At 55.1% G+C, this 26352-nt stretch carries 26 protein-coding genes and 2 tRNA genes; 15 read left to right on the top strand and 13 right to left on the bottom strand.

The window, feature by feature from the left end:
- Positions 1-29 precede the first annotated feature (29 nt).
- Genes MX657_RS08310 through MX657_RS08295 form a run of 4 tightly spaced genes read right to left on the bottom strand, consistent with a single transcriptional unit; the run spans position 30 to position 4971 of the window.
- A complete protein-coding gene (locus MX657_RS08310) occupies positions 30-629 on the bottom strand; it encodes a DJ-1/PfpI family protein (protein WP_346808043.1) in 600 nt (199 codons plus the stop codon).
- Between the two features lie 22 nt (positions 630-651).
- Complete coding sequence (locus MX657_RS08305; protein ID WP_346808041.1) at positions 652-1842, bottom strand: glycoside hydrolase family 88 protein; 1191 nt, start codon at positions 1840-1842, stop codon at positions 652-654.
- Positions 1843-1855: 13 nt separating this feature from the next.
- A complete protein-coding gene (locus MX657_RS08300; RefSeq protein ID WP_320727927.1) occupies positions 1856-3136 on the bottom strand; it encodes an oligosaccharide MFS transporter in 1281 nt (426 codons plus the stop codon).
- Positions 3133-4971: a DUF2264 domain-containing protein gene (locus tag MX657_RS08295; protein WP_346808039.1), complete on the bottom strand. Its 1839-nt coding sequence runs from the start codon at positions 4969-4971 to the stop codon at positions 3133-3135. The genes MX657_RS08300 and MX657_RS08295 overlap by 4 nt, the downstream gene beginning before the upstream one ends.
- A 229-nt stretch (positions 4972-5200) precedes the next feature.
- Here MX657_RS08295 and MX657_RS08290 point away from each other — a divergent pair, with 229 nt between their 5' ends.
- A complete protein-coding gene (locus MX657_RS08290) occupies positions 5201-6067 on the top strand; it encodes an AraC family transcriptional regulator (RefSeq protein ID WP_346808037.1) in 867 nt (288 codons plus the stop codon).
- Between the two features lie 75 nt (positions 6068-6142).
- On the opposite strand, the gene MX657_RS08285 is transcribed toward MX657_RS08290, so the two are convergent.
- A tRNA-Ser gene (locus tag MX657_RS08285) sits at positions 6143-6230 on the bottom strand.
- A gap of 278 nt (positions 6231-6508) precedes the next feature.
- On the opposite strand from MX657_RS08285, the gene MX657_RS08280 reads away from it, so the two are divergent.
- The 5 genes from MX657_RS08280 to MX657_RS08260 all read left to right on the top strand — a co-directional run bounded on the left by MX657_RS08280 (position 6509) and on the right by MX657_RS08260 (position 11608).
- A complete protein-coding gene (locus MX657_RS08280) occupies positions 6509-7645 on the top strand; it encodes a D-alanyl-lipoteichoic acid biosynthesis protein DltD (RefSeq protein WP_346808536.1) in 1137 nt (378 codons plus the stop codon).
- A gap of 128 nt (positions 7646-7773) precedes the next feature.
- Entirely contained in the window at positions 7774-8892 is a 1119-nt protein-coding gene (locus tag MX657_RS08275; protein ID WP_119914923.1) for an MBOAT family O-acyltransferase, read from the top strand.
- A complete protein-coding gene (locus MX657_RS08270; RefSeq protein WP_346808036.1) occupies positions 8889-10322 on the top strand; it encodes an AMP-binding protein in 1434 nt (477 codons plus the stop codon). The genes MX657_RS08275 and MX657_RS08270 overlap by 4 nt, the downstream gene beginning before the upstream one ends.
- A 17-nt stretch (positions 10323-10339) precedes the next feature.
- Positions 10340-10558 (top strand): acyl carrier protein, encoded by a 219-nt coding sequence (locus MX657_RS08265; protein WP_008499867.1) that lies wholly within the window; start codon positions 10340-10342, stop codon positions 10556-10558.
- A gap of 213 nt (positions 10559-10771) precedes the next feature.
- Positions 10772-11608: an alpha/beta fold hydrolase gene (locus MX657_RS08260; protein ID WP_080327648.1), complete on the top strand. Its 837-nt coding sequence runs from the start codon at positions 10772-10774 to the stop codon at positions 11606-11608.
- 44 nt (positions 11609-11652) lie between these two features.
- Here MX657_RS08260 and MX657_RS08255 read toward each other — a convergent pair whose 3' ends face one another.
- On the bottom strand, positions 11653-11910 hold the full coding sequence (locus MX657_RS08255) for a YjhX family toxin (RefSeq protein ID WP_032674491.1): 258 nt from the start codon (positions 11908-11910) through the stop codon (positions 11653-11655).
- Between the two features lie 313 nt (positions 11911-12223).
- Here MX657_RS08255 and MX657_RS08250 point away from each other — a divergent pair, with 313 nt between their 5' ends.
- Entirely contained in the window at positions 12224-12628 is a 405-nt protein-coding gene (locus tag MX657_RS08250) for a GNAT family N-acetyltransferase (RefSeq protein WP_346808034.1), read from the top strand.
- A 47-nt stretch (positions 12629-12675) separates the two neighbouring features.
- Here MX657_RS08250 and MX657_RS08245 read toward each other — a convergent pair.
- Together MX657_RS08245 and MX657_RS08240 are read right to left on the bottom strand one after the other, a co-directional pair.
- Positions 12676-12763 (bottom strand) — tRNA-Ser (locus MX657_RS08245).
- A 130-nt stretch (positions 12764-12893) separates the two neighbouring features.
- The gene (locus MX657_RS08240) at positions 12894-14522 is read right to left on the bottom strand and encodes an ABC transporter substrate-binding protein (protein WP_346808032.1); all 1629 of its coding nucleotides are present in this window, start codon (positions 14520-14522) and stop codon (positions 12894-12896) included.
- Positions 14523-14791: 269 nt separating this feature from the next.
- Here MX657_RS08240 and yccA point away from each other — a divergent pair, with 269 nt between their 5' ends.
- Positions 14792-15451, top strand: a complete 660-nt coding sequence (gene yccA, locus MX657_RS08235) for an FtsH protease modulator YccA (protein ID WP_013097244.1) — start codon at positions 14792-14794, stop codon at positions 15449-15451.
- 55 nt (positions 15452-15506) lie between these two features.
- On the opposite strand, the gene MX657_RS08230 is transcribed toward yccA, so the two are convergent.
- Positions 15507-15983, bottom strand: coding sequence for a hypothetical protein (locus tag MX657_RS08230; RefSeq protein ID WP_119914927.1), 477 nt, complete (start codon positions 15981-15983; stop codon positions 15507-15509).
- The gene (locus MX657_RS08225) at positions 15980-16741 is read right to left on the bottom strand and encodes a winged helix-turn-helix domain-containing protein (RefSeq protein WP_429844736.1); all 762 of its coding nucleotides are present in this window, start codon (positions 16739-16741) and stop codon (positions 15980-15982) included. The genes MX657_RS08230 and MX657_RS08225 overlap by 4 nt, the downstream gene beginning before the upstream one ends.
- Positions 16742-17129: 388 nt before the next feature.
- Between MX657_RS08225 and MX657_RS08220 the strand changes: the two genes are divergently transcribed.
- The 6 genes from MX657_RS08220 (at position 17130) to tusE (ending at position 23284) form a co-directional block, all read left to right on the top strand.
- Entirely contained in the window at positions 17130-17792 is a 663-nt protein-coding gene (locus MX657_RS08220) for a fimbrial protein (RefSeq protein ID WP_265194157.1), read from the top strand.
- Positions 17793-17867: 75 nt separating this feature from the next.
- Positions 17868-18374, top strand: a complete 507-nt coding sequence (locus MX657_RS08215; RefSeq protein WP_119914929.1) for a CS1 type fimbrial major subunit — start codon at positions 17868-17870, stop codon at positions 18372-18374.
- 72 nt (positions 18375-18446) lie between these two features.
- Complete coding sequence (locus MX657_RS08210; RefSeq protein ID WP_346808027.1) at positions 18447-21164, top strand: TcfC E-set like domain-containing protein; 2718 nt, start codon at positions 18447-18449, stop codon at positions 21162-21164.
- 1 nt (position 21165) lies between these two features.
- Positions 21166-22323 carry a CfaE/CblD family pilus tip adhesin gene (locus MX657_RS08205; RefSeq protein WP_346808025.1) on the top strand — a complete coding sequence of 386 codons (1158 nt, stop codon included), beginning with the start codon at positions 21166-21168 and terminating at the stop codon, positions 22321-22323.
- A 10-nt stretch (positions 22324-22333) separates the two neighbouring features.
- Complete coding sequence (locus MX657_RS08200; RefSeq protein ID WP_119914932.1) at positions 22334-22885, top strand: LuxR C-terminal-related transcriptional regulator; 552 nt, start codon at positions 22334-22336, stop codon at positions 22883-22885.
- Positions 22886-22954: 69 nt separating this feature from the next.
- Complete coding sequence (gene tusE / locus MX657_RS08195; protein WP_346808023.1) at positions 22955-23284, top strand: sulfurtransferase TusE; 330 nt, start codon at positions 22955-22957, stop codon at positions 23282-23284.
- Here the strand turns inward: tusE and yccX are convergent.
- The 3 genes from yccX to MX657_RS08180 are packed head-to-tail and all read right to left on the bottom strand — an operon-like array spanning position 23281 to position 24930.
- Positions 23281-23562: an acylphosphatase gene (gene yccX / locus MX657_RS08190; RefSeq protein ID WP_346808021.1), complete on the bottom strand. Its 282-nt coding sequence runs from the start codon at positions 23560-23562 to the stop codon at positions 23281-23283. The two genes, tusE and yccX, sit on opposite strands and share 4 nt — an antisense overlap.
- Positions 23563-23573: 11 nt before the next feature.
- Positions 23574-24362, bottom strand: coding sequence for a helix-turn-helix transcriptional regulator (locus MX657_RS08185; protein ID WP_346808019.1), 789 nt, complete (start codon positions 24360-24362; stop codon positions 23574-23576).
- Between the two features lie 10 nt (positions 24363-24372).
- Positions 24373-24930, bottom strand: a complete 558-nt coding sequence (locus MX657_RS08180) for a kinase inhibitor (protein ID WP_346808017.1) — start codon at positions 24928-24930, stop codon at positions 24373-24375.
- Positions 24931-25104: 174 nt separating this feature from the next.
- Here MX657_RS08180 and rlmI point away from each other — a divergent pair, with 174 nt between their 5' ends.
- A complete protein-coding gene (rlmI, locus tag MX657_RS08175; RefSeq protein ID WP_119914936.1) occupies positions 25105-26295 on the top strand; it encodes a 23S rRNA (cytosine(1962)-C(5))-methyltransferase RlmI in 1191 nt (396 codons plus the stop codon).
- Positions 26296-26352: the final 57 nt, after the last annotated feature.

The following is a 26352-nucleotide window of genomic DNA, read 5'->3' as shown; positions in this document are numbered from 1 at the left end:
CGTGCAAGCGTAGCGCCGCCGGGCGACACTCACAAATCGCACTTTGCCAGCCCGTAAACGGGCTCGCTATCCTGCCACGCGTACTCAATATGACTGGCCTGCTCGTGCGCCAGTGCCCCATCGCCCTGTAATCGCGCCGCCAGGGTAAAGGCGAAATCAAACACGTTGCCCAGCCCGCGGCCGCTCAGCAGATTGCCGTCTTCCACCACGTCGGTATCGACGTAAATGCCGTCGCTGACCGTTTTCCACAACTCGCCGGAACAGACATAGCGGCGCCCTTTGAGCAGTCCGTTGCCGCCCAGCACGCGGGCGGCGGCGGAGCAGATCGGGCAGATATATTTGCCCGCTTCATCATGGCGGCGAACGAAGGCAATCACCTCCGCGCTTTTCGCCAGGTTGACGCTGCCTTCCGGGCCGCCCGGTAACACCACGGCATTAAAGGTCCGATCGAGGCTGGCCTTGAGGGTGCTATCCGCCACCATTGGGATGGCGTGATAGCTCACCACTTCGCGACTCTCGCCGCAGGCAATCGTCTGCACCGTAATATTCAGGCGGCGCAGGATATCGATAGTGACAATCGCTTCCCCCTCTTCAAAACCGGGGGCTAATAGCACGGCTACGCTTTTCATCTTGCTCTCCATTGCTTAAGGGTTACCAGTACGGGTGCCAAATCTGTCGCAGCCGCACCAGCAGCTCAAGATAAAAATAGTCTCCCCAGCTACAGCACTGATCGACGCCCTTACCGCTGCCCATATGATAAACCGAGTGCTGCAGCAGCCCTTCGGTCGGATCGTCGTCATGAGCAAGGTAGTTATCGGTCAGCGACTGCGCAATACGCAGCGCCATCTCTTCATAATACGCGCGGTGTGCGTCGAGCATCGGCAGCGCCTTGACCAGCTCCAGCAGGCCGCAGGCGGCAATCGCCGCCGCTGAACTGTCGCGCACGGCATCGGTACCGAGCAGGGCCAGATCCCAGTGGCACACATCATCTTCCGGCAGACGGTTGAGGAAGTAATGCGCCAGGCTGCGTGACAGCTCAACCATCTGCTTATCGCCGGTGTGCTGATAGCTGAGCAGAAAGCCGTAAATGCCCCATGCCTGGCCGCGCGACCAGCACGAGGTATCGCTGTAGCCCTGATGGGTATTACCAAAGCGCGGCTCACCCGTCTGCACATCCATATAGTAAGTGTGATACGTCGAGGCATCTTCACGCACGATATAGTTCGCTGCCTGTCCGGCGTGAGCCGTCGCCGCCTGCGCATAGCGCGGATCCCCGGTCTGTTCGCTGGCCCAGTACAGCAGCAGCAGGTTCATATTGCAGTCGATGATCATTCGCCCCTGCTGCTCCGGGTCGTTTAAATCACCCCACGCCTGAATAATGCTGGCCGTCGGGTTAAAACGCTCCATCAGGCGCTCTGCCGCCAGCAGCGCCGACTGGCGAGCGGCTTCGTTGCCGGTGAGCCGCCAGGCGCTGATGCAGGAGAGCGAATAGAGGAACCCGAGATCGTGCGTGGCGGTGTCGATGCGCTGCTCAATACGCCGGGCGAACGACGGTAAATAGCGCTCGGCGGCTTCGCGATAATGCGCTTTGCCGGTCATCTCCCACGCCAGCCACAGCTGGCCTGGCCAAAAGCTGGTGGTCCATTCCACGTTATCGGTGCGCGGCCAGACCCCCTTCTCACAGGCTTCACCGGGGAACTTATCGCCGAAGGCGACAATATTCTTGTCGAGCTTGCGCGTGACGCGGGTTAAGGCCGCTTCCAGCTTCTGGCTCAGCGCCAGGCGATCGACCTGATGCAGTTCGATCGGCCGCAGCGCTTCGGTGATAACAGATTTGGTCATAACAACTCCTGAATTAATGTTTGGCCGGTTCAACCGGGGCGGTATCTAAAGCCGGAGCAAAGGGTCGTGAAACATCGCGATTCGACTGGCAGCGCGATAGCGTAAAGGCGGAAATCAGCGTAAACATCAGGGCGCAGCAGCCCATCAGCAGATAGGTATGCTCAAAGCCTATCCTGTCGTACAGATAGCCGGCGGGCGGAGCGACCACAATCGAACCCACGTAAATCATCGCCTGATAGCCCAGCAGGTACATCGTGGCGTTAACCCGACGATGGAAATGTTCGGCGATGTATTTGAAGACCGAAATCAGCAGCAGCGCGATCTCAACGCCATAAAACGGTTTGATGATGGAGATAACAATCGGGTCGCTGGTCAGCCCGGATGCGATCAGCCGTGCTCCGACCACGCAGCCGCAGAACAGCAGGCCGCGCTTCGCGCCGTAGTGGTTCACCAGCCACGGGATAAACATCATCATCACGAACTCCATCCCCGACTGGACGGTGCTTAGGTAGCCGTACCAGGCATTACCCTGCTCTTTGGTGGCGAAGAACGACACGAAGTAGCGCGGGAACTGCTGCTCTGCGATAAACATCATCCACGCCACCCCGGCAACGTAGAGGCTGAACATCCAGAATTTGCGGTTTTTCAGCAGCATCAGCACGTCGGCAAAAACGATCTTATTGGCGGAGATGACGCTGTTGTTGCGCAGCTGCTCGTCGCCGATTTTGAGGCTCATCAGCACCAGCAGCATCAGCACCGAGGTACCGCTGCTGAGCAGAAAGTTGGCCAGCGGCGTGAAATTAAACAACAGCCCGGAGACCGAAGCCGCCATCGCCCAACCCAGCGAACCCCACATTCTGATGCGGCCAAACTCCAGCCCGTACAGGCGGCTAAAGCGGTCGGCGTAAGATTCAGACGCCGCCACGCCGGCGTACCAGCCCAGGCTCAGATACAGCGCGCCGATGATAATCCCCGCCATCGCATGGCTTTGCAGCAGCGGCTGGTACACCAGCGCGAAGAACGGCGCCATCAGCGCAGAAATGGCGCAGACAAAATAGAGCAGCCACTTGCTCATGCCGATTTTGTCCATGATGTAGCCGTACACCGGCTTCAGGACCACCGCGAAGACGCCGTTGATGGCGAACACGCTGCCGATGGTGACGCTATCGAGCCCCACTTTCTGGCTCAGCCATAAGGCGTACAGGCCAAAGCTGGATGACCAGGTGAAGAAGTAAAGAAAAATAAAGGTACTCATTTTGTACTGTGCGGCGCGTACGGACGATGATGTGCTCATAGCGATGCCTCCGGGGCCAGAACGAGCGTCGTTTCTTGTCGTGCCGTCACGAAGCGTACCGCGTCATCGCTAATGATGGCCTGTGGGCAGTATTGCGGGTCGAAGTCGGCGGCATTTCCCGCCCACACCGCGCTGATTAACACATGCTTGCCGGGGTCGAGTTCACCGCGCAGCAGCGGCACCGCCGCGCGCTCGGCGAACAGCAGATTACTGTTTGGCGGCGTCAACACCGTCTCGCCGCGGCGGGCGTGCGGGTGTAAACAGAAAATGGCTGAGACATCCCGGGCATTGCGTAACCAGCAGGCGCCGTCGCTCTCGTGGACCTGCGGCTGCGGGCGGTTCGCAAGGCTAAAGCCCCCCTCCGCGCAGTCCAGCGCGCGCCGGGTATTGATACGATGGACGCGCAGCTGCCAGTCGCCCAGCGCCAGCAGCCAGCTTTCAATCACTACATCGCGCCACGGCAGCCAGCGGCTGTAAATGGTGCCGTCTGCGGTGACCACGTGCTGGCATTCACGGCGCCCACGCCAGTAGTTATCCTTTTCGGCCAGCAGCAGCATCGAATCGGGCGCGGCATGGTTCAGGCCGTAGCGCCCGCGTTCGATGGTGAAGCCAAAGCGGGTGGAATAGGCAAATTTGCAGTATTTCGCTTCGGTATTGACGAAGTTGTTCAGCTCCAGCTGACCGGACGTCAGCATCCACAGGTGGTCGGCCTGATGCACCACCACCTGATCCGCGTGGGCTATCGTGTGCTGCGCGGGCAACGGCGGCAGCGGCAGCTCAGCCGCCTGCCAGAAGGCATTGCCCTCATCTAATGCCAGCACCAGCAGGGTCTTCAGGCCCCAGTATGGCGAACCCGGCGCGTTGTAGTCTTCCGCCATCGCCAGGTTCGGATAGCTGTAACCGACGCTCAGTACGCCGTCGCGGTCGAATATCGGCTGCTTCAGCCACCAGCGCAGATGGCGCAAGACGATGCCCTTCATCACGCCGGGCGAAAAGACCTCCAGCCCGGCGAAGGCCGCCGCACTCCAGAACGCCACCTCGGCAAAGCGGTAGGTCAGGCTACGGCCAAACGGGATCGCCGCGCCATCTTCGGCAAAGAAATGGATGAAGTCAGAGGAGAAACGCGCGGCCCGGTCACACAGCGTTGCACAACGCTTTGGATCGACCCCGGCCATGAGCTTCGAGTAAATCAGGCCATAGAAATGAAAGCCCATCGAGATGTAATAGTCACGCGGCCGCCCCGGACCATCGGAGTACCAGCCATCGCCGAGATAGTAGTGCTCGATGGCAGCAAAATGATTTTCCAGCACCTGCGGGTTGGTGGGCATGCCGCAATAATGGAAGCCAACCTGCACCAGAATCGGAAAGAAGTGCCAGTTGTTATCGGGGATTTCCTGGGTCTCGCACTGCTTTAGCCAGCGCCATAAATTCTCTTTCTCCGTCTCGGTGAAGTGCGCCAGTACGGTATCGCCCGCCAGCGCCAGCAGCAGCCCGTAGGCCGCCATCTCGACGATTCGCTGATCGTAAGGCGCCACGTCGCCCCAGTAATCGGCATGCTGCGGATTGGTGCCGTTTTTTATCGCCTGTATATAGAAAGAGAAGTGCTGCGGCTCGCTGCCGCCAGCCAACAGCGGCGTTACCCCCCACAGCAGGCGGGAAAACGTTTCCATGCTCGCGACCTGCTGGCCGTAGTGAGCGGTAAAGTTCGCTAAATCAATGCGGCTGGCGTCTTTTTTAAAAAAGGGCGCCACCGCGTTCAGCATGTCGTTGACCAGCCGTAGCACCTCTTCCCGGCTTGTCAGTGGATTATCCAGATGAATGTTTTCAGGTTGCACAGGGTCCTCCCGCATTACACGAGGGTAGAGATAAGTTATTGTTATCAGGCTTTTTTAAAGCCACACGTGCGACGTCTGAATGAAGAGTAACTGCTTTTATTCCCGGCGCTGAGTGAGCAGACTCACAAAATTAAACCGCCATTTCATTTTTGCTGGATTTTGTCGATCGGGAGGGGGATAAATTACAAATGATGGCCTAAAAATTTAAATCTGTTGTTGTGGAGGTAAAATGGGTGAAACGCAGCTGCTGGAACGCATAACGCTCGATCGGCAGGCCATTTCTTTTAACCGCATGTACACCACCAGCGCGATTTACTACCACTGGCATCAATGCGTTGAATTGCTCTATATTTCCAGCGGCTACGGCATCGTGGTGGTGGATAATCAGCACTACACCGCCCGCCCGGGGCGATTATTTATCTTCCCTCCCTTCCGTTTGCACAAAGTGCAGGTCGATCATAGCGATAAGAACCCCTACCACCGCACTACCATGCACATTGAGCAATCGGTCGTCGAAAGTGCACTCGGCGCCTTCCCTCGCCATCAGGCCCGGTTCGCCGCGCTGGCCGCCAGCAATCTGCCAGCACAGATTTACGATCTCAGCGAACACGCGACGTTTATCGAGAGGATCCTTGAACAGTTTCAGCGCCTGGAGGGCTACGAGCAGACCGAGGCCTGTGAGGTGGCATTTCTGGTGATGCAGCTCATGACGTTTCTGCCCGAACAGCCGCAGCCCTACCCGCCGCGCCAGCAGACCGTCGCCTCGCGGATTATGAGCTGGGTCGAAGCCCACTATGCCAGCAAGTTTTCGCTCGACCAGCTGGCCCACGACCTGGGGCTTTCGCGCAGCTATACCTCACGCATTTTCCGCCAGCAGACCGGCGGTACTATCCATGAATATTTGCTGACCCGGCGAATAAAATGCAGCTGCGATCTCTTGCGTTACAGCGATGAAAGTATTGACGCCATTGCGCTGGCCGTCGGGTTTAGCGAGGTAACCTATTTCATTACCTGCTTTAAAAAGATGATGCGCCAGACGCCGCTGCAGTATCGACGAAGTCACCTCAGCGCCAGAACGTCCTGTTCCCGTATTTGAACGTCATTAACAGATCGAAAGGGGTTTTCTGCGCATAAAAAAAACCAGGTCGCATAACGACCTGGGTTTCAAATTTGGCGGAAGCGTAGAGATTCGAACTCTAGAACCCTTTCGGGTCGCCGGTTTTCAAGACCGGTGCCTTCAACCGCTCGGCCACGCTTCCAAAGTGAGGCGCACTATAAACATCTATTAGCGCCTTGTAAAGCAGGAATTTTTCGATTTTTGCCTGCAGGCGTTTGACTGCGCAAAAAGTCACCCGGACGCTTACCTGCCCTCCCTCCTTCCCCCCTTGTACATACCGTTACACAGCAACGCTCATCCTTTTAAATCACTGTGGTATAGAATGCCCAAAAAAATAGACGGCCATGTGTTTTGTAATGGTAATAAATCCGGATAACACGAGTTTTACGCATTACTGTCATAGCGCCTTACTGGTTGATGATGAAAATCAAAAATACGTTTTGCTTACATATCCTGATGGCCGTTTTGGCCATTTTAGCCCTGAGTTTTCACCCGCTGGTGACAAGCTTTGATCCGCCGCTTAAATTTCAGCCGCTGATCAAATCTATGACAGGGACGACAAAAGAACAGGCGGAAAAAATAGCCACTATTTCCCATGCCTTAGAAGGAAATGCTATTTTCTTCCTTGGCGCGTCTGAGGTCGCCACGTCCGAAGATGAACATTACGCGGTCTATAATTATTTTAATAAGCAATTGCACCAGCCCGTCGTGGCATACGGCGATGCGTTTGTCGATGACGAAACGCAATTTCTACTCCTCTCGCGTTTTAAAAAAAGCCTTAACGCATACAGTAAAGTGGTGCTGCTTCTGGCGCCTGACGGCTTTTATTCAAAAGGTCTGCCGCCCGCTATCTATGCGGACAATTTTCCGGGTTCCATTTTTAATCCACTGATGAAAGATTCGCAGGCGCGCCCGTTACTGGTTAATTACCTGAAGCATATTGATGCGAAAGAGATAAGCCATTTAACCTTCGGGCAAATGCGCGTGTATGGCTGGCATCCGGCGCTGATGTGGGACGAGCTAAGTTTTCAGTTTGCAAACTTCTGTACCCTGATCAAAAACGACTGGCTGTCGCTGCTCAACATTACGCCACAGACGGCGCAGCCCTGGCCTCAACAGCCAACCGCCCGTCTTTCCCCTGACTGGGATAAAGCGCTGGCGAATGCCCGCGAGTTAAATAAAAAACGCCAGCAGAGCGCGGCCACGTTGTGGATGGACAAAACGATTTACGACGAGGACGGTAAGCCGCAGCAGTGGGATGATACGCCGGTAGTGCCAGGGCAGTTCGCTGCGCTCAGGAAAACCGTCCAGCTTTTGAAAGCACATCACGTACAGGTAATTGCTATCGTCGACCCGGTTAACCCCTGGGCGCTTTACAATACTGACACCTTCCGCCCGTTTGATAAGCAAATTCAAACCATTCTGAAGGAGAACCAGATCCCGTATTTAGATATGTACGCCATGCCGTATCAGAACGGCTGGAACTGGGATCGTCTGCACCCTACCGAACTGGCCTGGGTGCCAATGCTTCGCTTTATTGCACAGAGTTTTAAATAATGAAAATCGCGATCCGTCTTTTTTTCCTTTATCTCCTGCTGGCAATTACCGTCGTTGCATGGACTGCCGTCGATGACAGCATGAGTATGCAGCTGCATTTTGAATATCAAAAATTCTGAGGCCGAATGATGTACAGCTCAGGAATGTTTTTTGTCTGTTTATTTTCATCCGCGCTGGCGTTTGCGCTGGTTAATCGTGTTTTACGCCATCGCCTGACCTGGCTTACTTCTTTATCCGTGGTGACAGCATTAGGCTGGGGGTATATTTTTCAGGGTGATTACATTGTCCCTCTGGCCGTCTTTTGCTGTTTTTATCTCTTCGCTACGCTAAAAGAAAAGGGATGGTTAAAAACCTGGCAGGCGATCGTTTTAACGCTGCTGCCCCTGTTTTTGATGAAATTACACCTTAATCATCATTTTGGCATGATCGGTCTCTCTTTTATGACGTTCCGCGCTGTGGATGTGCTGCTCTATCGCAGTAAAAAAGAGGGCCAGAATTTCCTGCACTATTTCTGCTATCTCTTTATGCCCTTTATTATTCTGGCCGGCCCGATGTATCGCTGGCGAACATGGATGAGCGATGTGAATAAGCCGGTATTTGTCCTTAACCGTGAACAGTTTTTAACGGCGCTGGAGCAAATTATTACCGGCATTATCCAGAAGTTCCTGTTTGCCATGCTGATCGATTCGCTCGTCGTGCAGCCCTGGAGCCATAAGCCGTTTACCCTGACCGTGGGCGTGGTGATGTCGATTGCCTACAGCGCCTACCTGTACTTTGATTTTGCGGGTTACAGCAATATGGCCATCGGTGCTGGCCGCCTGTTTGGGCTGAACATTCCGGCAAACTTCAACATGCCGCTTCTTGCGAAGAACCCGCAGGATTTTTGGCGCCGCTTCCACATCAGCCTGTCCGAATGGCTGCGAGACGTGGTCTTTATGCCCGTCTATATGAACCTGATGAAGTTCAACTTTTTCCGCCAGAACAAAACGCTGGCGCAAAATATCGGTATTTTTTGCACCCTGTTCTGCATGGGGGCGTGGAATGGCCTGGAACGCCATTACGTTATCAGCGGCGCGCTGTTTGGCGCGATTTCCGTCGCGCACAATATGCTGCTGTGGTCAGCCAAACGCAGCCCGGCGTTACACCGCGGTTTGCAGTATCCCGCCGTTGCGTTTTTGGGACGAATTCTGACGCTGGCAAGCGCCGCAGGATCCCTTTACATCTTTAGTGGAATGTCACCTCTATGAAAAATCACTCCGATCTTCAGGAACTGCAGGATTTCTTACGGGCGGCACTGCGCGATCCCGCCTCTCCGCAGCAGCGGGCCATCAGCGGCAGCGACGAAACTTTGAGCTGGCACCAGCTTTCCGCTGCCGTGACGGACTGGGCAGAGCGTTATCGACGCTGCCAGCCCGCTGACGGTACGCCGATCGTGCTGTACGGCCATCAGCAGGCCGAATTCGCCGTGGCGATCTATAGCTGCCTGCTGCACAACATTCCGTACATCCCGGTGGACTGCATCTACCCGCAGGAGCGGCTTCGCGAGATCTGCCACCTGGCCAGTGCCCCTTACTATTACGACGTGGCGACGCGGCAGTTCATCGCTACCGGCGAGGCGGGTAAGGTGCTGGAGGAGCAGGATCTGGCCTATATCATGTTCACCTCAGGCAGCACCGGCAAACCGAAAGGCGTGCAGATTGGGCGTGAAAGCGTGTGGCACTTCATGAAGTGGGTCAGCCAGGACTTTTCGCTGCCGGAAAAACCGGTGCTGATGAACCACGCGGTGTTCAGCTTTGACCTCTCCCTGATCCCGCTGTTGGCAAACCTGGCGATGGGAGGCCACATCGTGCTGAACGCTAAAGAGGATATTCAGAAAGTGAACTGGCTCGAGCGACTGCAAAGCAACGCGGTCTCCGCCTGGGTTTCCACTCCCTCTTTTGCCTACCAGCAGCTGCTTTCCCCGCAGTTTAACAGCGAGTATTTGCCTGCACTCAGCGTCTTTATCTTCATTGGCGAAGTGCTCAATAAAGCGCTGGTGAAACAGCTGCGCCGCCGTTTCCCGCAGGCCAAAATCATCAACTCCTATGGCCCAACGGAAGCGACCATCGCGACAACCGTGGTTGAGATCACGGATGAGATCCTTAACAGCGACAGCGCGGTGCTGCCTGTGGGCGTGATGATGCCGGACAGCCGAATGGAAATTTCCGCCGAGGGCGAGCTGATTATCTGGGGTAAAAACGTCATGCGCGGGTACCTCGGCCTGCCGCAGGAGAACGCGGCAAAACTGCTGCGTCGGGAACATGACGCGTTTCGCGGCTACCGGACCGGCGATCTGGGCTATGAAGACGGGCTCATCTACTGCCAGGGCCGCAACGACAGCCAGGTCAAGCTGAATGGCTACCGCATTGAGATCAACGAGATTGAAAACCGCCTGCTGGCCATGTCCGGCATCAACGAAGCGGTGGTGATGCCGCTGATGAAACCCTGCGGCAGCGTGCTGCGCATCGCCGCGTTCTGCGTAACGGCGTTGGAACCGGATGCGATCAAAACCTTGCTGGCAAAAGTGGTGCCCCACTACATGGTGCCTTCACAAATTATCGTAAAAGACGCTTTGCCGCTGAATCCTAACGGCAAAATTGACCGCAAGCTGCTGGACGCTTACGCCCGCACACATTAATTATCCCAGGAAAAATGATGGAACAAGAAATTCTCGCCCTGTTCGAAAAAGTGTTATCCCGTAAGGTGGGCTTTCACGATGAGCTGATTGAATCGGATATTCTCGACTCCATTCTGGCAGTCGACATGGTGCTCGAAGTTCAGGACGTTTACGGCTGTATGATCCCGCCGACAGACGTCGCGACGGTGCTGAAAACCCCGGCCGATCTGGCCCGCTATATTGAAGAGAACCGTTAAAGTCCGCTGTTCTGATGGCTCCGGGGATCTCTCCAGAGCCATCATTCGCTCTCCCCTTCACAGGAATGAAACCCACCGCGTTGACTATTTCTCCTACACTTTAGGGGTACTGTCGGTACGGGAAACAAAACAAGCCAACATCATGAAGACAATAATGGTTCGCTCTGCGCTCAGCCAGCGATCGTTGTGTCTTTAAAAAGAAGAGTCTGCGGTATGGCATTCGTAACAACAAAAGACGGCGTCAACATTTACTACAAAGACTGGGGCCCAAAAGAGGCTCAGCCCATTGTCTTCCATCACGGCTGGCCGTTAAGTGCAGACGACTGGGATAACCAGATGCTCTTTTTCCTTGCGGAAGGCTATCGCGTTATCGCTATCGATCGCCGCGGTCATGGACGTTCGGATCAGGTGAGCGAAGGGCATGATATGGATCATTATGCTTCCGATGCGTCGGCCGTTGTTGAAAGCCTGGACCTGCGCAATGCCGTGCACGTGGGCCACTCCACCGGCGGCGGCCAGGTCGCCCGCTACGTGGCGAAGTACGGCCAGCCGCAGGGGCGCGTCGCTAAAGCGGTGCTCGTCAGCGCCGTCCCGCCTCTGATGGTCAAAACGGATAATAACCCCGGCGGCACACCGATTGAGGTTTTCGACGGCTTCCGTAAAGCGCTGGCGGCTAACCGCGCCCAGTTTTACCTCGACGTCGCCAGCGGTCCTTTTTACGGGTTTAATCGGGATGGGGCAGACGTTTCGCAGGGTACGATCCAGAACTGGTGGCGTCAGGGCATGATCGGCAGCGCCAAAGCCCACTATGAGGGGATCAAGGCGTTTTCAGAAACCGACCAGACGGAAGATTTGAAAACCATCACGGTTCCCGTTCTGGTGATGCAGGGCGACGACGATCAGGTCGTGCCGTATAAGAACGCCGCCCTTCTGCAGGACAAGCTGCTGGCGAACAGCGTACTGAAAATTTATCCGGGCTTCCCGCACGGGATGCATACCACCCATGCGGATACCATCAACGCCGACATTCTGGCCTTTATCCGCTCATAAACGTCGCGTTCAACGCCACCCGCGGGTGGCGTTGTTTATTCCGCTTAACGATTATCAAGCTGGGCGCGAACGTTGTTCAGCCCGGTGGTGTTGATGCGGTAAGGCTGCCCGTTCACGGAACGGATCAGCTTTTTAGTGCGGAGTTTTTTGAAGACGTTAAGCGTGCAGTCGCTCAGCACCAGCCCTTCTCGGGTATAGCACTCAACGGACGTGACGCGGCCTGAACTGTCGCGGACGTGCACAATACGTCCACCTTTGGCGAGAACGTGTAAGGTACGTTGTTCCTGACGGGATAAATTCATACTGGAAAACCTGTGTAATCATCATGCGTAAAAACGAGCCCACACCCAAAGGTGCGTGCGTAAGGTTTAAGCGCAGCGATAACCAGTCCGTCCTGAGAAGGGCGAGAAGCTGATTATCTGATGAAAACATTCTCCAGCATCAAAGCCTCGGTAAGAGATGAATAGATATTTACGGGGTGAATGATAACGCCGGGTTTTTACAGGGGAATAGCGGCAGGTTAAAAGTGTGATCTGGATCGGTCCGTGAAATCGTCTTTAGTGCATTTTACTGCCAGACTGGGGCATCTGACTTAACGCTGACTGGAGCTTTTTAATGCCTGACTATACCGTGGTTGAAACCGTCCCCACAGCGGAGGACTTTTGCCGCCTACGCGAAATCTCGGGTCTTAGCCCTCGCCCGCTGGAGGCGGCCCGAAAAGCGCTGCCCGGCAGCTGTTATGGCATGCATATTCTCTATGAGGGTAAACCGGTGGGTATGGGGCGAATCGTGGGGGACGGTGCGTTGAATTTCGATATTGTCGACGTCGCCGTCGATCCCCTTCATCAGGGGAAAGGGCTCGGCAGAGTCATTATGGAAACGCTGGTTGTCTGGCTGGATAACCATGCCTGTAAAGGGGCGTACGTTTGTTTAATGGCTGATGTGCCTGAGCTTTATGCAAAATTTGGTTTTACGCTCGTTCGCCCGGCAAGCGAGGGAATGGCCAGAGTCTGGCGGTAAGACAAAAAGAAAAACCCCAGGTTCACGAGTAACCTGGGGTTTATATCTGGCGGAAGCGCAGAGATTCGAACTCTGGAACCCTTTCGGGTCGCCGGTTTTCAAGACCGGTGCCTTCAACCGCTCGGCCACACTTCCTGAGTGAGGCGAACTATAAACACCTCACCGCGCGCTGTAAAGAGTCGCGCCATTCGTTCGCTGTAAAAATAGTCAAAACGTGTTTAATCGGTTGAACTGACGACACATCGACGATTTTATCAGCACCGGCTTAGTGCTTTTTAATGTACATGTCCTTCGTGTAATAGTACCCCAGCTTATCCGGCGTAAATCCGCCCACCCACGGTTTCACCAGGTGCGTACGCACGTAGTGATAAACCGGAATGGCCGGCACATCACGGCCCAACAGGTCTTCCGCCTGCTGGTAGAACTTACCCCGCTCTGCCGGCGTTTTGGCTTTTGCGGCGTTGATCAAGGCCTGGTCGTAGTCCGGGTTGCTGTACTGGCTGGTGTTTTCACTGTCGCCGGTGCGGAAGTTGTTCAGGAAGGTCGCCGCGTCGTCATAGTCGGCAATCCAGGCGTAGCGCACTGCGTCAAAGTTGTGAGTGTGCATGGTATCCAGCATGGTTTTCCACTCCTGATTTTGCAGCTTCGCGTCTACACCGAGGTTTTTCTTCCACATGGAGCTGGCGGCAATCGCGATGCGCTGGTGTGACTCAGAGGTGTTATAGAGAAGATTGAAGCTCAGCAGATGGCTTTCGTTATACCCAGCCTCGTTGAGTAGCTTTTTCGCCTCAGCGATGCGCTTGTCCAGCGGCCAGCTGGCGTAATCCGGGTTCTGCAGCTTGACTCCGCCGATATCCGGCTGGCTAATCAGCCACGCCGGGCGCTGCCCCTGCCCCATTACCTTCTCTGCGATGATGTCTTTATCCAGCGCCATGTTCAGCGCCTTACGCACGCGGGCATCGTTAAACGGCGGACGTGTGGTATTGAATTCGTAGTAATAGGTCGCAAGCTGAGGTGAAACGTCCAGCTGGCTGCCGAGTGTTTTCCTGAGCTGGGCAAACTGGTTGATCGGCACCGTATAGACAATATCAATTTCGCCCGCTTTAAAGCGGTTTACGTCAGAGGCCTCGGACGTGATGGGCAGATAAGTCACCTTGTTAATCACGGTATGCGCGTTATCCCAGTAGCGCGGGTTACGCTCCGCCACAATGCGTTCATTGACCACCCACTGGGACAGCTTATACGCCCCGCTGCTGACAAAATGCTCCGGTTTGGTCCACTTTTCGCCGAAACGGCCAATCAGCACTTTATCCACCGGTACCAGCGAAGGGTGCGCCAGCATCGCCAGGAACGCCGCGTTGGGTTGGGTGAGCGTCACTTCCAGCGTGGTATCGTTAATTGCTTTTACGCCCAGCGTGTCGGGGGATTTTTTCCCCTGAGCGATATCGGCCGCGTTGACGATATGCATGTTGCCGGGATAGCTGGCGTACGGTGAAACGGTTTTGGGATCAACCAGGCGCTGCCAGCTCCAGACGACATCCTCTGCGGTTATGGCCGTCCCGTCGCTCCAGGTGATGCCCGGACGCAAATGGAACGTCCAGACGGTGTTGTCCTTGTTCTCCCATTTTTCCGCCAGCCGGGGTTGAATTTCCCCTGATGGGGAGACGCTCACCAGTCCTTCGAATAAATCACTGATAATATTGAATTCGACATCGCTTTCGACTTTATGCGGGTCGAGCGAGGCCGGTTCACTGCCATTATTTCTGACCAGTTCCTGTTTTTCGGCCAGCGCTGTTCCTGCTGGCACGTTAGCCGCCCAGGTTGCCGTGCTGGCGCACAGGATCCCGGCAGTAAGTAAAGAGAGCGTAAAGCGCGTGCGTGTTTGTGGTTTCATTTCCTTCGCCTTATTGTCTGTTTTATGACGATCCGGAGATAACTCTTAGCGCCCGCACGGGAATAACTCAATATTTTTCAGTAACCTATAAGAGGTTGATCTGGTAAATGCTTGCAAACCGCTGTTCATACTGGTTACACATGCTTTTACAGAATAAACAACCACCTTCAGCGCTAACGTGCTGAGTAAAGATGGGTAAAACCACTTTGAGACTGGCGTGCCGTTTCCTATTCTTTCCGTTAATTACATCTGTCATAAGAGAGTGACTCATGGATCGTATAATTACTTCCTCACGCGACCGCACATCGCTACTCAGTACCCACAAGGTGCTGCGCAATACCTATTTCATGCTCAGCCTGACGCTGGCGTTTTCGGCGATCACCGCCACCGCCAGCACCGTGCTGATGCTGCCGTCTCCGGGCCTGATCCTGACGCTGGTCGGAATGTATGGTCTGATGTTCCTGACCTACAAAACCGCTGACAAACCGGTCGGCATCCTGTCCGCGTTCGCCTTTACCGGCTTCCTGGGTTACATCCTGGGGCCGATCCTGAACGCGTATCTGTCTGCCGGTATGGGTGACGTGATTGGCATGGCGCTGGGCGGTACCGCGCTGGTGTTCTTCTGCTGCTCGGCCTACGTGCTGACCACGCGTAAGGACATGTCCTTCCTCGGCGGTATGCTGATGGCGGGTATCGTGGTGGTGCTGATTGGTATGGTGGCGAACATCTTCCTGCAGCTGCCTGCCCTGCACCTGGCCATCAGTGCGGTGTTTATCCTGCTGTCATCTGGCGCGATCCTGTATGAAACCAGCAACATCATTCACGGCGGTGAGACGAACTACATCCGCGCGACCGTGAGCCTGTATGTGTCGCTGTACAACATCTTCGTCAGCCTGCTGAGCATCCTGGGCTTCGCCAGCCGCGATTAAGCAGACCTGCTGAAATTAAAAGGAGAATGCCTGAGGCATTCTCCTTTTTTATGCTTTATTCCTTGCGGCAAATATAGGTGGGATAATGACGGTCCTGAATCAGCCACACGGAAGGTGAGAGTTCAGAGATCGTCAGATAGTAGCGTGCGGTCGGATTAGCATAGCTACCCCACTGGGCATCCGGCGTATTGTCATTGTGCCGACGCCAGGTTTTGGTATAGCTCAACACAATGACGTTATCATCGTCCCGCTGTTTCCAGGTAAAGTCCACATCTCTGTCAACAATCAGACATTGCCCGCCCGCGCTCGCTGCCCCTTTATATGTGGTCAAGCCAGTGCCATCCCGATGAAAATAGAAATGGGCAACGGCATTAACCTTCACTTCACTTGCTTTTCCCTCATTGCGCGTAAAGTTAAATTCCGTACTGCAAACCAGCGCATCACGTTTATATATGCCGCCGGAATAAATAAAGAGCGCCAGCGCGCCGCCGGCAAGCGCACCACCCGCAGCAAAGAGAAGCCTCATTTTCATTTTTCTGCCCCGCTTTTATAGCGAATAGTTTTGCACAGGCTGGTTGTACTGACCGGGCATGCGCCAATAAACACTTCATCGGCAGCGGCAAGGTTAAAACGGGCGCTGAAATAGTAAATATTGTACGCTTCCCGCTCGCACGCCACGTTATTTTCCTCCAGTAACGCCGCCAGTTTCGACAGCACCAGCGGTCGGCCATTATCGTTAATAAGCCAGATGCTGCAGCCCGCTATTTTCTGCGCGACGGGTGTTGGTTTCATCGGTATAACGATTTTCTGCTGCTGGTTAAACAGCAGCCCTAGCCCCAATGCTGAGGCTAAAAGCACCGCCGCCGCAACGCCCCATTTTAGGGAAAAACGCTGACGTTTTGCCTCTGGCTGCGCCACAACAGAGAACGACTGCGGTTCAGCGGGTTGAACGGCTTGCGCAGGCTGAAAAACAACGTCGGCAACAAAACGGAACCCATGCCGGGGTATAGTCACAATATAATCGTGTTGCTCACCCAGTAGCTGGAAACTTTTGCGTAATTCGCTGACCGCTTTGTTGAGATTATTTCCTGAGGGCGTAAAGCCGTATTCCTCCCAGACGCGCGTAATCAATTCTTCCCGACTCAGATCGTGTCCTTTATGACGAATAAATTCCTGCAAAAGACGAACGGCGGGCGCCGAAAGCGTTAATACCGTCTCCGGTTGACCGACAAGACTAATCGCATGTGCTTCAGGATCAAATAACAACGAATTATTGCATATAAAAAACATATTTCACTCTCAGCTGTTACCGCATGCTTTTTTATCCCTGTGACATCGGCAAGAAAATCGCCTCCTGAACAGGTTAATTTTTCATCAACAGGAATTTTCTCCCCATCCTGGGTTGCGGTATTTTCTTTTAACTATACATCTTTAAATCCAGAAAGGCAGGACAAATCACTGTATTTTGCCAGTTAGCTAATACAAATTCTCACAACCTTCTGTTCTGGTTAAAGTTTCCCTGCCCTGAAGCGATACGAAAGCAGACGGTGTCCTGGTGTTAAAAACCGTACATGAACTCAGAGCAGGCAGGCTGAATGTGAAACAGAAACAAAAAGTGAATATGACAACCGCGTTTTATGTCGCCGCGCTGTCACTGTCATTTTTCTCAGGAATGACAATGGCCAATATGAGCGTTTATCCAATGGAACTTAACGTGGATAGTTCCGGCGCAGCGCAAATAAAAGTGGCATCGAAAACGGATGATATTCAGTTCATCCGGGTGAGGCAAAAGAAAATTCTTAACCCCGGAACGGCCCAGGAAAAAGAGATTGACGTTGCATCGTGGAAAGAAGGCGGCGTGGTGGTGACGCCCGATAAATTTGCCCTGGCGGCAGGCGCAATGCGCGTGGTGCGCCTTGTTTCACTGACGCCGCCGGAAAAAGAGACCACCTGGCGAGTCTATTTCGAGGGGGTGAAACAGCCGGACAGCATTATTCCCGGCCAGCCCGAAAACACGGCAGCGACGGCAAAATTAGGGGTCAATGTGATCTGGGGAGCGCTGGTCCATCTTGCCCCCGCAAAGGAGCGCGTTTCGCTGTATATCGATCCTGCTCGTGGGACCGTCACCAACGCTGGCACCCTGCGCGTGCCGCTCAGGGAAATTGGTATTTGCCAGTCAGACGACGTCTGTAAATGGATTAAAGAAGACGCCACGATTTACCCGGATACCGAGCGGAAATTAAAAACGCTTAATCAGGTAAACGGCAAGAAATACAAATTCCGCTACTTCAACTGGGTGAAAAAAACCGCTGAGGAAGCTGACTTACCCGTCGTGCAATAACACGACGTCACTGTAAAAACCCTTGTGGTTTGTTTAAAGAGCCAGGGTGCTCATTTGTAAAATATGGAGATATCAATGCGTAAATTTATTAAACCTCTGATGATCGTTACCGCGATGGCCACATCTGCCAGCGCGCTGGCAATTCAGAAAGATATTACCGTCAACGCCAGCGTCGATTCACAGCTTGACCTGACGCAGGCCGATAATACGCCGCTGCCAGCCAGTATTGATATGCAGTATCTGCCGGGCCGCGGGCTGGAAAGCTACCGCCTGAATACCAAAGTATGGTCAAACTCAGCCACCAGCAACGTCAAAGTGCGTCTGGTAAGCGCCGCGCAGCTGACCAACACCGATGGCGATCAGGCCGTACCGATGACGGTGAAGCTGGGCGACAAAACCCTGACCACGGCCGATGCTGAATTTACCGGAACCGAACTGTTCCCGGGCAGCATTGAAAACGGTTCTGCGGTTCTGCCTCTGACCATTTCCCAGACCACCAAAGGCATTCTGAAAACTGGCCAGTACAGCGGCGTTGTAAGCCTGATGCTGACTCAGGCAACCACCACGGAAGGCGGTGCGTAACACCACAGCACCTAAGGAATAACGTCAGAGGGCGCCCGCCCTCTGACGTCAGGATGATGTCGAGGCTCGTTCATGGCGTTTCACAGAAATACTCTCCTTTTTGTTGCTTTATTACCCGCATCTGTTCACCTCGCCTGCGCTGAAATGGCCGTCCCGGCCGGTTTCGAGGATCTGGCGAAAACGCAGCGCATGTGGACAGAAGTGAGCTTATACGGCGAGTCGCTTGGCCTTTTTGAAACCGATATCAATCTTGAAACGGTCAGTTTTGTCGCGCCTGACACCGTGGTCGCGGCCATCAAACGTCAGTTTAACGACGATCCTGCTCTTATCGGTTCCGTTTCCGCGGCGCTGGCCGTTCCGCTTGCCCGAAACGGCAACCTGGCCTGCAGCAGCAACGGCTCGGCAACGGGGTGTGACTATCTCGAAACCCGCCGTGCGGCCATCATTTATGACGAAAACAATGCCCGCATAAACCTGTTTTTTGATAAGCGCTTTTTGCCAAAGCCCACGGTGGAAAGCCAGTGGTATCAGCCCACGCAGGACAGCGAAAATGCGTTAATTCATCAGCAAAATATCAATTTTGTTGCCGACAGGGATTATCAGTCCGCCACCGTTCAGGGTAACGGGGCGCTGGCGCTGACCCAGGACGGCTATCTTAACCTTGACTGGACCTGGCTTGGACAACGCTCGCGTCACCAGCAGCAGCAGGAAATGACCGTCAACAATGCCTGGTTCCGCCAGGATTTATGGCGTGAATATTATCTACAGATGGGCGAGATGGATACCCGCGACCTGTTCAGCAACGCCGGGGGGAATATTAACCTCAGCCAGCTGCCGCTGGGCAAAATTCGTGGCCTGCGCACGGGTTCGACCCGGGCCTGGATCAACCCGGTTCAGCAATCGAAGGGCACGCCCATTACGGTGCTGCTTTCGCACGATGCGCGTATCGACGCGCGCCGCGGCAAGGAGCTACTGGCCAGCTTTTACCTCAATGCCGGGGCACAAACCCTGGATACCCGCGCGTTCCCGGATGGAAGCTATACCGTGACGCTGTCTGTTTATGAAAATAACCGACTGACGCGCACTGAGCAGGTTCCATTTACCCGTACGGGCATCACGCCATTCGACCGCGTCGAGTGGTTTTTGCAGGCAGGGGAAACGGCCAATAACGATTCGAGTGACGAACGCAGCCCGGTCGCGCAGGCGGGTATACGCCTGCCCGTTACCCCGACGCTGGCCCTGACCAGCGGCGCAACCGTCATGAAAAGGCAGCATTTTCTGGAAAATGCCCTCGACTGGAGCCGCGGCTTTAACGCGGGTCCGATCGACGGGGTATTAAGCACACGCTTTAGCTACCTCTACGGCAGCAAGGGCCAACGCGGCAATATTCAGCAAATCAGCTATAACGACGGCTTTTCGCTGAGCTTCTATCGCAACGCGTTATCCGCAGAAAATTGTGATACCCGCAGCGCAGGTTTTGACGCCGTCAACGGCTGTTATCGTAGCCTCTCGGTCATGTTCTCCGTGCCTGTCGGTTCGTGGTACGCAAACCTTGGGTACTCGGATAACCGCAACGAAGGGCGCTACGTTACGCGCCGGGAACTGCCGGACCATGACGATCGTCACGACGCGGGCCTGCCGTGGGAACCAGTGTATGTGACCCGCTCCCGCACGCAGGCCTGGCAGGGAGGGCTGAGTAATTCCTTTAGCGCGCGCGGTCTGAACATCAACAGCAGTATTAACCTGTTTATGCGCAACGACCACTCTCGCGACGGTAAAGACAAAGGTGGCTATCTGAGCATTAGCCTCTCAATGGCGCATAACCGCCAGGGCGATGCGTCAGGCTATACCTCGCTTGGGGCAACCTGGCAGCACCAGCAGAATCAGAAAAACCAGCTGAGTTACAACGTGGCGCACAACTGGTATGCCGACGCGCGTGGCGAGAATGAATACGGCCTGAGCGCGTCGGGGATCAACAGCGATTCGCTCAACGCCTCGGCGTATACGCGCCAGGGCGGACGTTTTGGTAATGCCAGCCTGACGGTGAGCGACGCGTGGGATCGTCAGGATCGGCGTCATACGTTAAGCAGCAGCGGCAATTACAGCTCTACCCTCGCCCTGTCGCGCTCCGGGCTGTGGCTTGGCCGCTGGGGAGACGGCCGTCCCGCTTCTGCCATTGCGGTGAACGTGGCTACGCCTGAGGATTCCCGTGATTCACGCGTTGCCGTCTCGCTGGATAACGGCGGCAGCGCGGATATCCCGGCCAACAGCCGTGCCCTTTTTGCGGTGCCGGGTTATCAGCAAACCACGCTGACGGTTAATGAGTCGCTGAACGTCTCATCCGGTGCCACCAGTGAAATCACGCAGGGTTCCGGCAGCCGGACGCTCTTTATGGTGCCGGGCAAAATGCTCCGCCGGGACGTACAGACCACCACCCGCTACACCTGGCTCGGCCAGCTCACTGACGAACATCACTCGCCGTTCGTGGGCGGTGTGCCGCTGAACGTGAACGGCTGGAACGATCTCGGCAATGGCGGTTTCAGCGCCCAGAGCGACGCCCTGCTCCGCAACCTTTATCTGGTGCGTCAGCAGCAGTTTTATCAGTGCGAGCTGAGCGTGAAAAGCATGCGCGACGTGGTGCGTTACGTCGGGTCGATCCCGTGTCGGGAACTCACCTTCTCCGCCCTGCCGGATTCAGTCCAGCACCAGGCTGAGCTGATGCTCGCCGGGCGCAACGTGCCGACGGGGCCAACGGCCATGAATGCAGAGCACCTCACCAAAGGGAAATGACGTGATCAACTACCTCTTTATTTTGCTTTTTTTGACCTTGTGGAGCTGCCAGACGCTGGCGGGCGTCCCTGCCGGAAGAAACTCCAGCGTGGGGATTAGCTACGATCGCGCGGTACCGCCTGCGCGTTTTGATATCTGGGTCCATGAGCCGAGCGGTTACGACACAATCGACCCGCAAAAGTGGGGACGCAACACCCTGACCTGCGAGTCCCGCACCGACCCGACGAACGGAGCATGTATGACAGCGCCGGTCTGGTTTTCCGCGACCCCGGCAGGCCCCTCCTCCATTACGCTGCGTTTTACCCACTCGTCGACCAAAAAAACGGCAGACATCAAGGTGTATGGGGAAAAACATATGTTTATCAACAACAAAGTCTTCACGTTCGCCAGCTTTGTTACCGGTGGCACCGGCGAGCTCTCGGCCTGGAACCGGGAGCCCTATTTTGATTTTTACATCGTTAAAAGCGAACTGGATAAGCTCACCCAGCCGGGTATCTGGACCGCAACGCTGAAGCAGAACCTCCGCGAATGGGGTAGCGCCGACTGCGGGGGCAACTTTAACGATGTTAACATCGGATGTCCCGGCTACCTCACCATTGCCCGCTGGCAGGCGACGATACGTATTGAGGTGGTCGATCCGGGTAACCAGCAGATTTATCTGCCAGCGTTTCCCCACTCAACGCCAATCGTGAACCTTAACCTGACCAACTTCCCCGGGCGGCCCGGCGGCAGCGAGATCCAGGGCGAGAGTGCGCTGGATATGTGCCTCTATGACGGCAATAACAGCGCCAGCACGCGCGTCTATCTGCGCTTTGAGGATGATGGTTTGGCGGCAACAGACCGTGCCGAAGGGGCGTTTTCCGTCAGACGGCGCGGAGGAAGCCAGACCGAACCGCGGGATCGCCTCGATTATCAGGTTACGGTGGCCAACCCGGTGACGGGTGCAACCGAAACCGTGGCGAATGGCAAAACGCTGGTCTGGCAGGGCACTAATGACCCGCAATATCTGCGTCAGGTTGTGCTGCCGGGTGGACGGGAGAGCGTACTTTGTGTCCCCGCCCCCATCATTCTGAAAACGCCCGCGTTTGCTGCCAGCAGTAAAAATGCCGGGGATTACACCGGCACGCTGCGCGTGATCTACACGCCCAGCACGTTATAAAGAGGCCATCGTGAGTTACGCCATTCTCGACAATAATCGCTTTTATGCCGAAGGGTTGCGCTACGCCCTTCTGCGCCGTAACGCTCAGACGCAGGTTGAGAGCGGCGCGGTAAAGTGGCGACGTTCACTGCTAGCCTGCAATACCCTCGTTGTTCGCTGCCGCTTTTCCGTCGCGGGGACCCATCTGGCGCTGGTCGACATTCTGCTGGAGCTGGAAGCCAGGCGCTGGGAGGGAACGCTTTACCTGGTGTGCAATGAAAAAGGCTGGGCGCTGGCTACCCATCTGCGAAAGCGGTTTGCCACGCTGACCTTATATATCATTGATGACCGGATTGCCGTGGCGGATGCGGCGTATCTGCTTGCCAGAGAGCCCCGTCGGGTGCGCACCCTGAATTGTTGCCTGACGGGCATGGAGTTCAACGTCCTTGACAGGTTGGTGAACGGACAATCGGTACGGCACGTGGCGCATATGACGCAGATGAGCGAAAAACAGGTTTCGACGTATAAATGCAACGCGCTGAAAAAGCTTAATGCCAACAATCTGCTCCAGCTTCTTCTGTAGGTCAATGATTCTCACGCCGCCCCTTATTTGCTAGACTAGGGGCGATTTTTACTTTATCGACAGAGCACTATGTTCATTTTTGCAGGCCAGGAAATTGAAACCGATAGCGAAGGCTATCTGAAAGACACGACGCTATGGAGCGAGTCGCTGGCGGAGAAAATCGCCGAGAACGAAGGTATCGCCCTTTCTCCCGAACACTGGGAAGTGGTGCGTTTCGTGCGCGAATTCTATCTCGAATTCAACACCTCTCCGGCGATCCGCATGCTGGTGAAAGCGATGGCCAACAAATTCGGCGAAGAGAAAGGCAACAGCCGCTATCTGTATCGTCTGTTCCCTAAAGGCCCGGCAAAACAGGCCACCAAAATTGCCGGCCTGCCTAAACCGGTGAAGTGTATTTAATACCGAATACCGAAGTTCACATATTCCCGGCCGGGTTGATGCGGTTCCGTTAAGACCTTATCAACCCGGGCGCTGCGCGGTCCACCTGCTTTCAGCCACGCCATTAGTTTTTCAACCTGCTCCGCGTCGCCGCAGGCGACCACCTCAACGCTGCCGTCTTCCATATTTCGCGCGTATCCCGTTAGCCCAAGCTCAATCGCTTCGCGCTGGGTGCTGTAGCGGAACCCGACGCCCTGAACAACGCCGTGGACCCAGGCAATGGTGCAGACTTTTGACATTTTTCTTCTCCTTAACGTAGCGTTTTCGGTAAACAGCCGTAGTGCTGCCGGAAACGGGCGGTGAAACGAGAGCTGGAAAGATACCCACATTGTAACGCGATTTCACCGATCGGTAGTCGGGTCGACTGAAGCTGTGACAGCGCCACGGCCATCCTCACCTCCTCCACGATCTGGCGAAAACTCTGCGATTCTTCACGTAACCGTCTGCGCAGGGTCGGTACGCTTAAGGCCAGACGGCTGGCGACGTCCTGCGCTGTCCAGGCTCTGGCGGGCGACAGCATAATGAACTGCCGCACCTGCTCGGTCAGGTTACTGTTTCGCTCAATAAGCAGCGGACCTGCCAAACCGTCATGCAGCAAAGCCAGCAGAAGACCGAAGGCCTGATGCTTTTGTAGCGCCTCGGGTAAATCCTGGCGCACGGCGTGCAGCAGGTTATCCCACATAAACGCCAGCCCCTCGCTCAGCGGGGCGCAAAGTGAATGTAATGTCGTTCGTGGCCAGGATTTCAGGTAATGCGCTTTGAACTCTGCGACGATTTCCGGAGACAACATCAGTAAATCAGAATGAAAAATACCGTTCGCGGGCTGATTGATAATCTCCATCGTGGTATTGGCCGGGATAATGATGAGCTCATCCCGGGTCGCCACCAGACGGTTGTCATCCTGAACAATCACCTTACTGCCATGGGTGATATGGCAAATGGCCGGAAAAAAGAGTTTAACCTGATGCAGGCGATGCATTTTGCTGGCGTTCACTTCACCCGACGTGAGGTGTTTATTTCGAAAATGGAACTCCTGCACCGGTTCATCCTTATCTGCTGTAGGTTGCGGTTAACTGGGCTTTTTCCAGAACGTGGCTGTTGATCATAAAACCGACCAGCGCACCGCTGGCATTTTTGTCGAGAGGCAGTTTATCCACATCCAGCGCCCAGACGGTCATCTGATAGCGGTGAGGTTTGTCTCCCGCAGGTGGACATGCGCCGCCGAATCCAGAATAACCGAAATCATTACGCCCCTGCACTGCACCGGCAGGTAATTTCTCGCCATTTGGGTTACCGGCATCAGCGGGCAACGTCGTTGTCTTCGCGGGAATATTGGCTACGGTCCAGTGCCACCAGCCGCTGCCGGTGGGCGCATCGGGGTCATATACCGTGACGGCAAAACTTTTCGTACCAGCGGGCGGGTTTTTCCACACCAGCTGCGGAGACTGATTACCGCCGTGGCAGCCGAATCCCTCGAATACCTGCTGTTGCGCTAAGCGACGCTCGCCGGATATATCTTGGCTGGTAATGCTGAAAGGCGTTGCCGCTGAAACCTGAAAACTGATTGCCGCCAGAGCGGCTATTGCTATCACACTACGCTTTTTCATGGGTGCTCCCTTTGCTGTACCGGAAGCCCCACTGTAAAGCCTGCTGCAATGCCGTAATGTGCCTAAGCGATTTGATTTTGTGCCGAAACGCTCAACAACATCCGCAGATGATTGCGCCTGGCTGAATGTGCTACTCTACGCGCCATTTCCCTGAAATCGACAGAACAGCAAATTATGAGTGTACGTTTAGTGTTAGCCAAAGGGCGCGAGAAATCATTACTGCGCCGTCATCCCTGGGTCTTTTCCGGCGCGGTAGCCCGTATGGAAGGCAAAGCCAGCCTCGGTGAAACCATTGATATTGTTGACCATCAGGGGAAATGGTTAGCGCGAGGCGCCTACTCGCCAGCGTCCCAGATCCGCGCGCGCGTCTGGACCTTCGATAAAGATGAAACCATCGACATCGACTTCTTCGTCCGCCGCCTGCAGCAGGCGCAGCAGTGGCGCGACTGGCTGGCAAAACGCGACGGGCTGGACAGCTACCGTTTGATTGCCGGTGAATCCGACGGTCTGCCGGGCGTCACCATTGACCGCTTCGGTAACTTCCTGGTGCTGCAACTTCTGAGCGCTGGTGCGGAGTATCAGCGTGCCGCGCTGATTAGCGCGCTGCAAACCCTGTTCCCGGAATGCGCTATTTACGATCGCAGCGATGTGGCGGTGCGCAAAAAAGAGGGCATGGAGCTGACCCAGGGTCCGGTTACCGGCGAGCTGCCGCCTGCCCTTCTGCCGATTGAAGAGCACGGCATGAAACTGCTGGTGGATATTCAGAGCGGCCATAAAACGGGTTATTACCTTGACCAGCGCGACAGCCGTCTGGCGACCCGCCAGTACGTTGCCGACAAACGCGTCCTGAACTGTTTCTCCTATACCGGTGGCTTCGCCGTTTCGGCACTGATGGGCGGCTGTGCTCAGGTGGTGAGCGTGGATACCTCACAGGAAGCACTGGACGTGGCAAAACAGAACGTCGAGCTAAACAAGCTGGATTTGAGCAAAGCGGAGTTTGTACGCGATGACGTCTTCAAGCTACTGCGTAAATATCGCGACCAGGGCGAGAAGTTCGACGTCATCGTCATGGATCCGCCAAAATTTGTGGAGAACAAAAGCCAGCTAATGGGCGCCTGCCGCGGCTATAAGGATATCAACATGCTGGCCATCCAGCTGCTGAACCCGGGCGGGGTGTTGCTCACCTTCTCCTGCTCCGGGCTGATGACTACCGATTTATTCCAAAAAATCATCGCCGATGCCGCAATAGATGCTGGTCGTGATGTACAATTTATAGAGCAGTTCCGTCAGGCAGCCGATCACCCCGTGATTGCTACCTACCCGGAAGGACTGTATCTGAAAGGGTTTGCCTGTCGCGTCATGTAACTTGAAAAGAGAAATATTGCCCACACTTAATGTGTAAGTAGTGTTTCCCGGGAGGTG

It is taken from the genome of Enterobacter chuandaensis (assembly GCF_039718975.1).
Classification (GTDB): domain Bacteria; phylum Pseudomonadota; class Gammaproteobacteria; order Enterobacterales; family Enterobacteriaceae; genus Enterobacter; species Enterobacter chuandaensis.
This window is presented reverse-complemented; position numbering and strand designations above follow the sequence as displayed.

Coding starts and splice junctions, on each gene's coding strand:
- MX657_RS08275 (WP_119914923.1), top strand. CDS start 7,774: ATGTACAGCTCAGGAATGTTTTTTGTCTGTTTATTTTCATCCGCGCTG.
- MX657_RS08180 (WP_346808017.1), bottom strand. CDS start 24,930: ATGAAAAAGCGTAGTGTGATAGCAATAGCCGCTCTGGCGGCAATCAGT.
- MX657_RS08280 (WP_346808536.1), top strand. CDS start 6,509: ATGAAAATCAAAAATACGTTTTGCTTACATATCCTGATGGCCGTTTTG.
- MX657_RS08215 (WP_119914929.1), top strand. CDS start 17,868: ATGCGTAAATTTATTAAACCTCTGATGATCGTTACCGCGATGGCCACA.
- MX657_RS08220 (WP_265194157.1), top strand. CDS start 17,130: ATGGCCAATATGAGCGTTTATCCAATGGAACTTAACGTGGATAGTTCC.
- MX657_RS08290 (WP_346808037.1), top strand. CDS start 5,201: ATGGGTGAAACGCAGCTGCTGGAACGCATAACGCTCGATCGGCAGGCC.
- tusE (WP_346808023.1), top strand. CDS start 22,955: ATGTTCATTTTTGCAGGCCAGGAAATTGAAACCGATAGCGAAGGCTAT.
- MX657_RS08310 (WP_346808043.1), bottom strand. CDS start 629: ATGAAAAGCGTAGCCGTGCTATTAGCCCCCGGTTTTGAAGAGGGGGAA.
- MX657_RS08260 (WP_080327648.1), top strand. CDS start 10,772: ATGGCATTCGTAACAACAAAAGACGGCGTCAACATTTACTACAAAGAC.
- yccX (WP_346808021.1), bottom strand. CDS start 23,562: ATGTCAAAAGTCTGCACCATTGCCTGGGTCCACGGCGTTGTTCAGGGC.
- MX657_RS08305 (WP_346808041.1), bottom strand. CDS start 1,842: ATGACCAAATCTGTTATCACCGAAGCGCTGCGGCCGATCGAACTGCAT.
- yccA (WP_013097244.1), top strand. CDS start 14,792: ATGGATCGTATAATTACTTCCTCACGCGACCGCACATCGCTACTCAGT.
- MX657_RS08255 (WP_032674491.1), bottom strand. CDS start 11,910: ATGAATTTATCCCGTCAGGAACAACGTACCTTACACGTTCTCGCCAAA.
- MX657_RS08270 (WP_346808036.1), top strand. CDS start 8,889: ATGAAAAATCACTCCGATCTTCAGGAACTGCAGGATTTCTTACGGGCG.
- MX657_RS08240 (WP_346808032.1), bottom strand. CDS start 14,522: ATGAAACCACAAACACGCACGCGCTTTACGCTCTCTTTACTTACTGCC.
- MX657_RS08265 (WP_008499867.1), top strand. CDS start 10,340: ATGGAACAAGAAATTCTCGCCCTGTTCGAAAAAGTGTTATCCCGTAAG.
- MX657_RS08230 (WP_119914927.1), bottom strand. CDS start 15,983: ATGAAAATGAGGCTTCTCTTTGCTGCGGGTGGTGCGCTTGCCGGCGGC.
- MX657_RS08300 (WP_320727927.1), bottom strand. CDS start 3,136: ATGAGCACATCATCGTCCGTACGCGCCGCACAGTACAAAATGAGTACC.
- MX657_RS08225 (WP_429844736.1), bottom strand. CDS start 16,741: ATGTTTTTTATATGCAATAATTCGTTGTTATTTGATCCTGAAGCACAT.
- MX657_RS08250 (WP_346808034.1), top strand. CDS start 12,224: ATGCCTGACTATACCGTGGTTGAAACCGTCCCCACAGCGGAGGACTTT.
- rlmI (WP_119914936.1), top strand. CDS start 25,105: ATGAGTGTACGTTTAGTGTTAGCCAAAGGGCGCGAGAAATCATTACTG.
- MX657_RS08210 (WP_346808027.1), top strand. CDS start 18,447: ATGGCGTTTCACAGAAATACTCTCCTTTTTGTTGCTTTATTACCCGCA.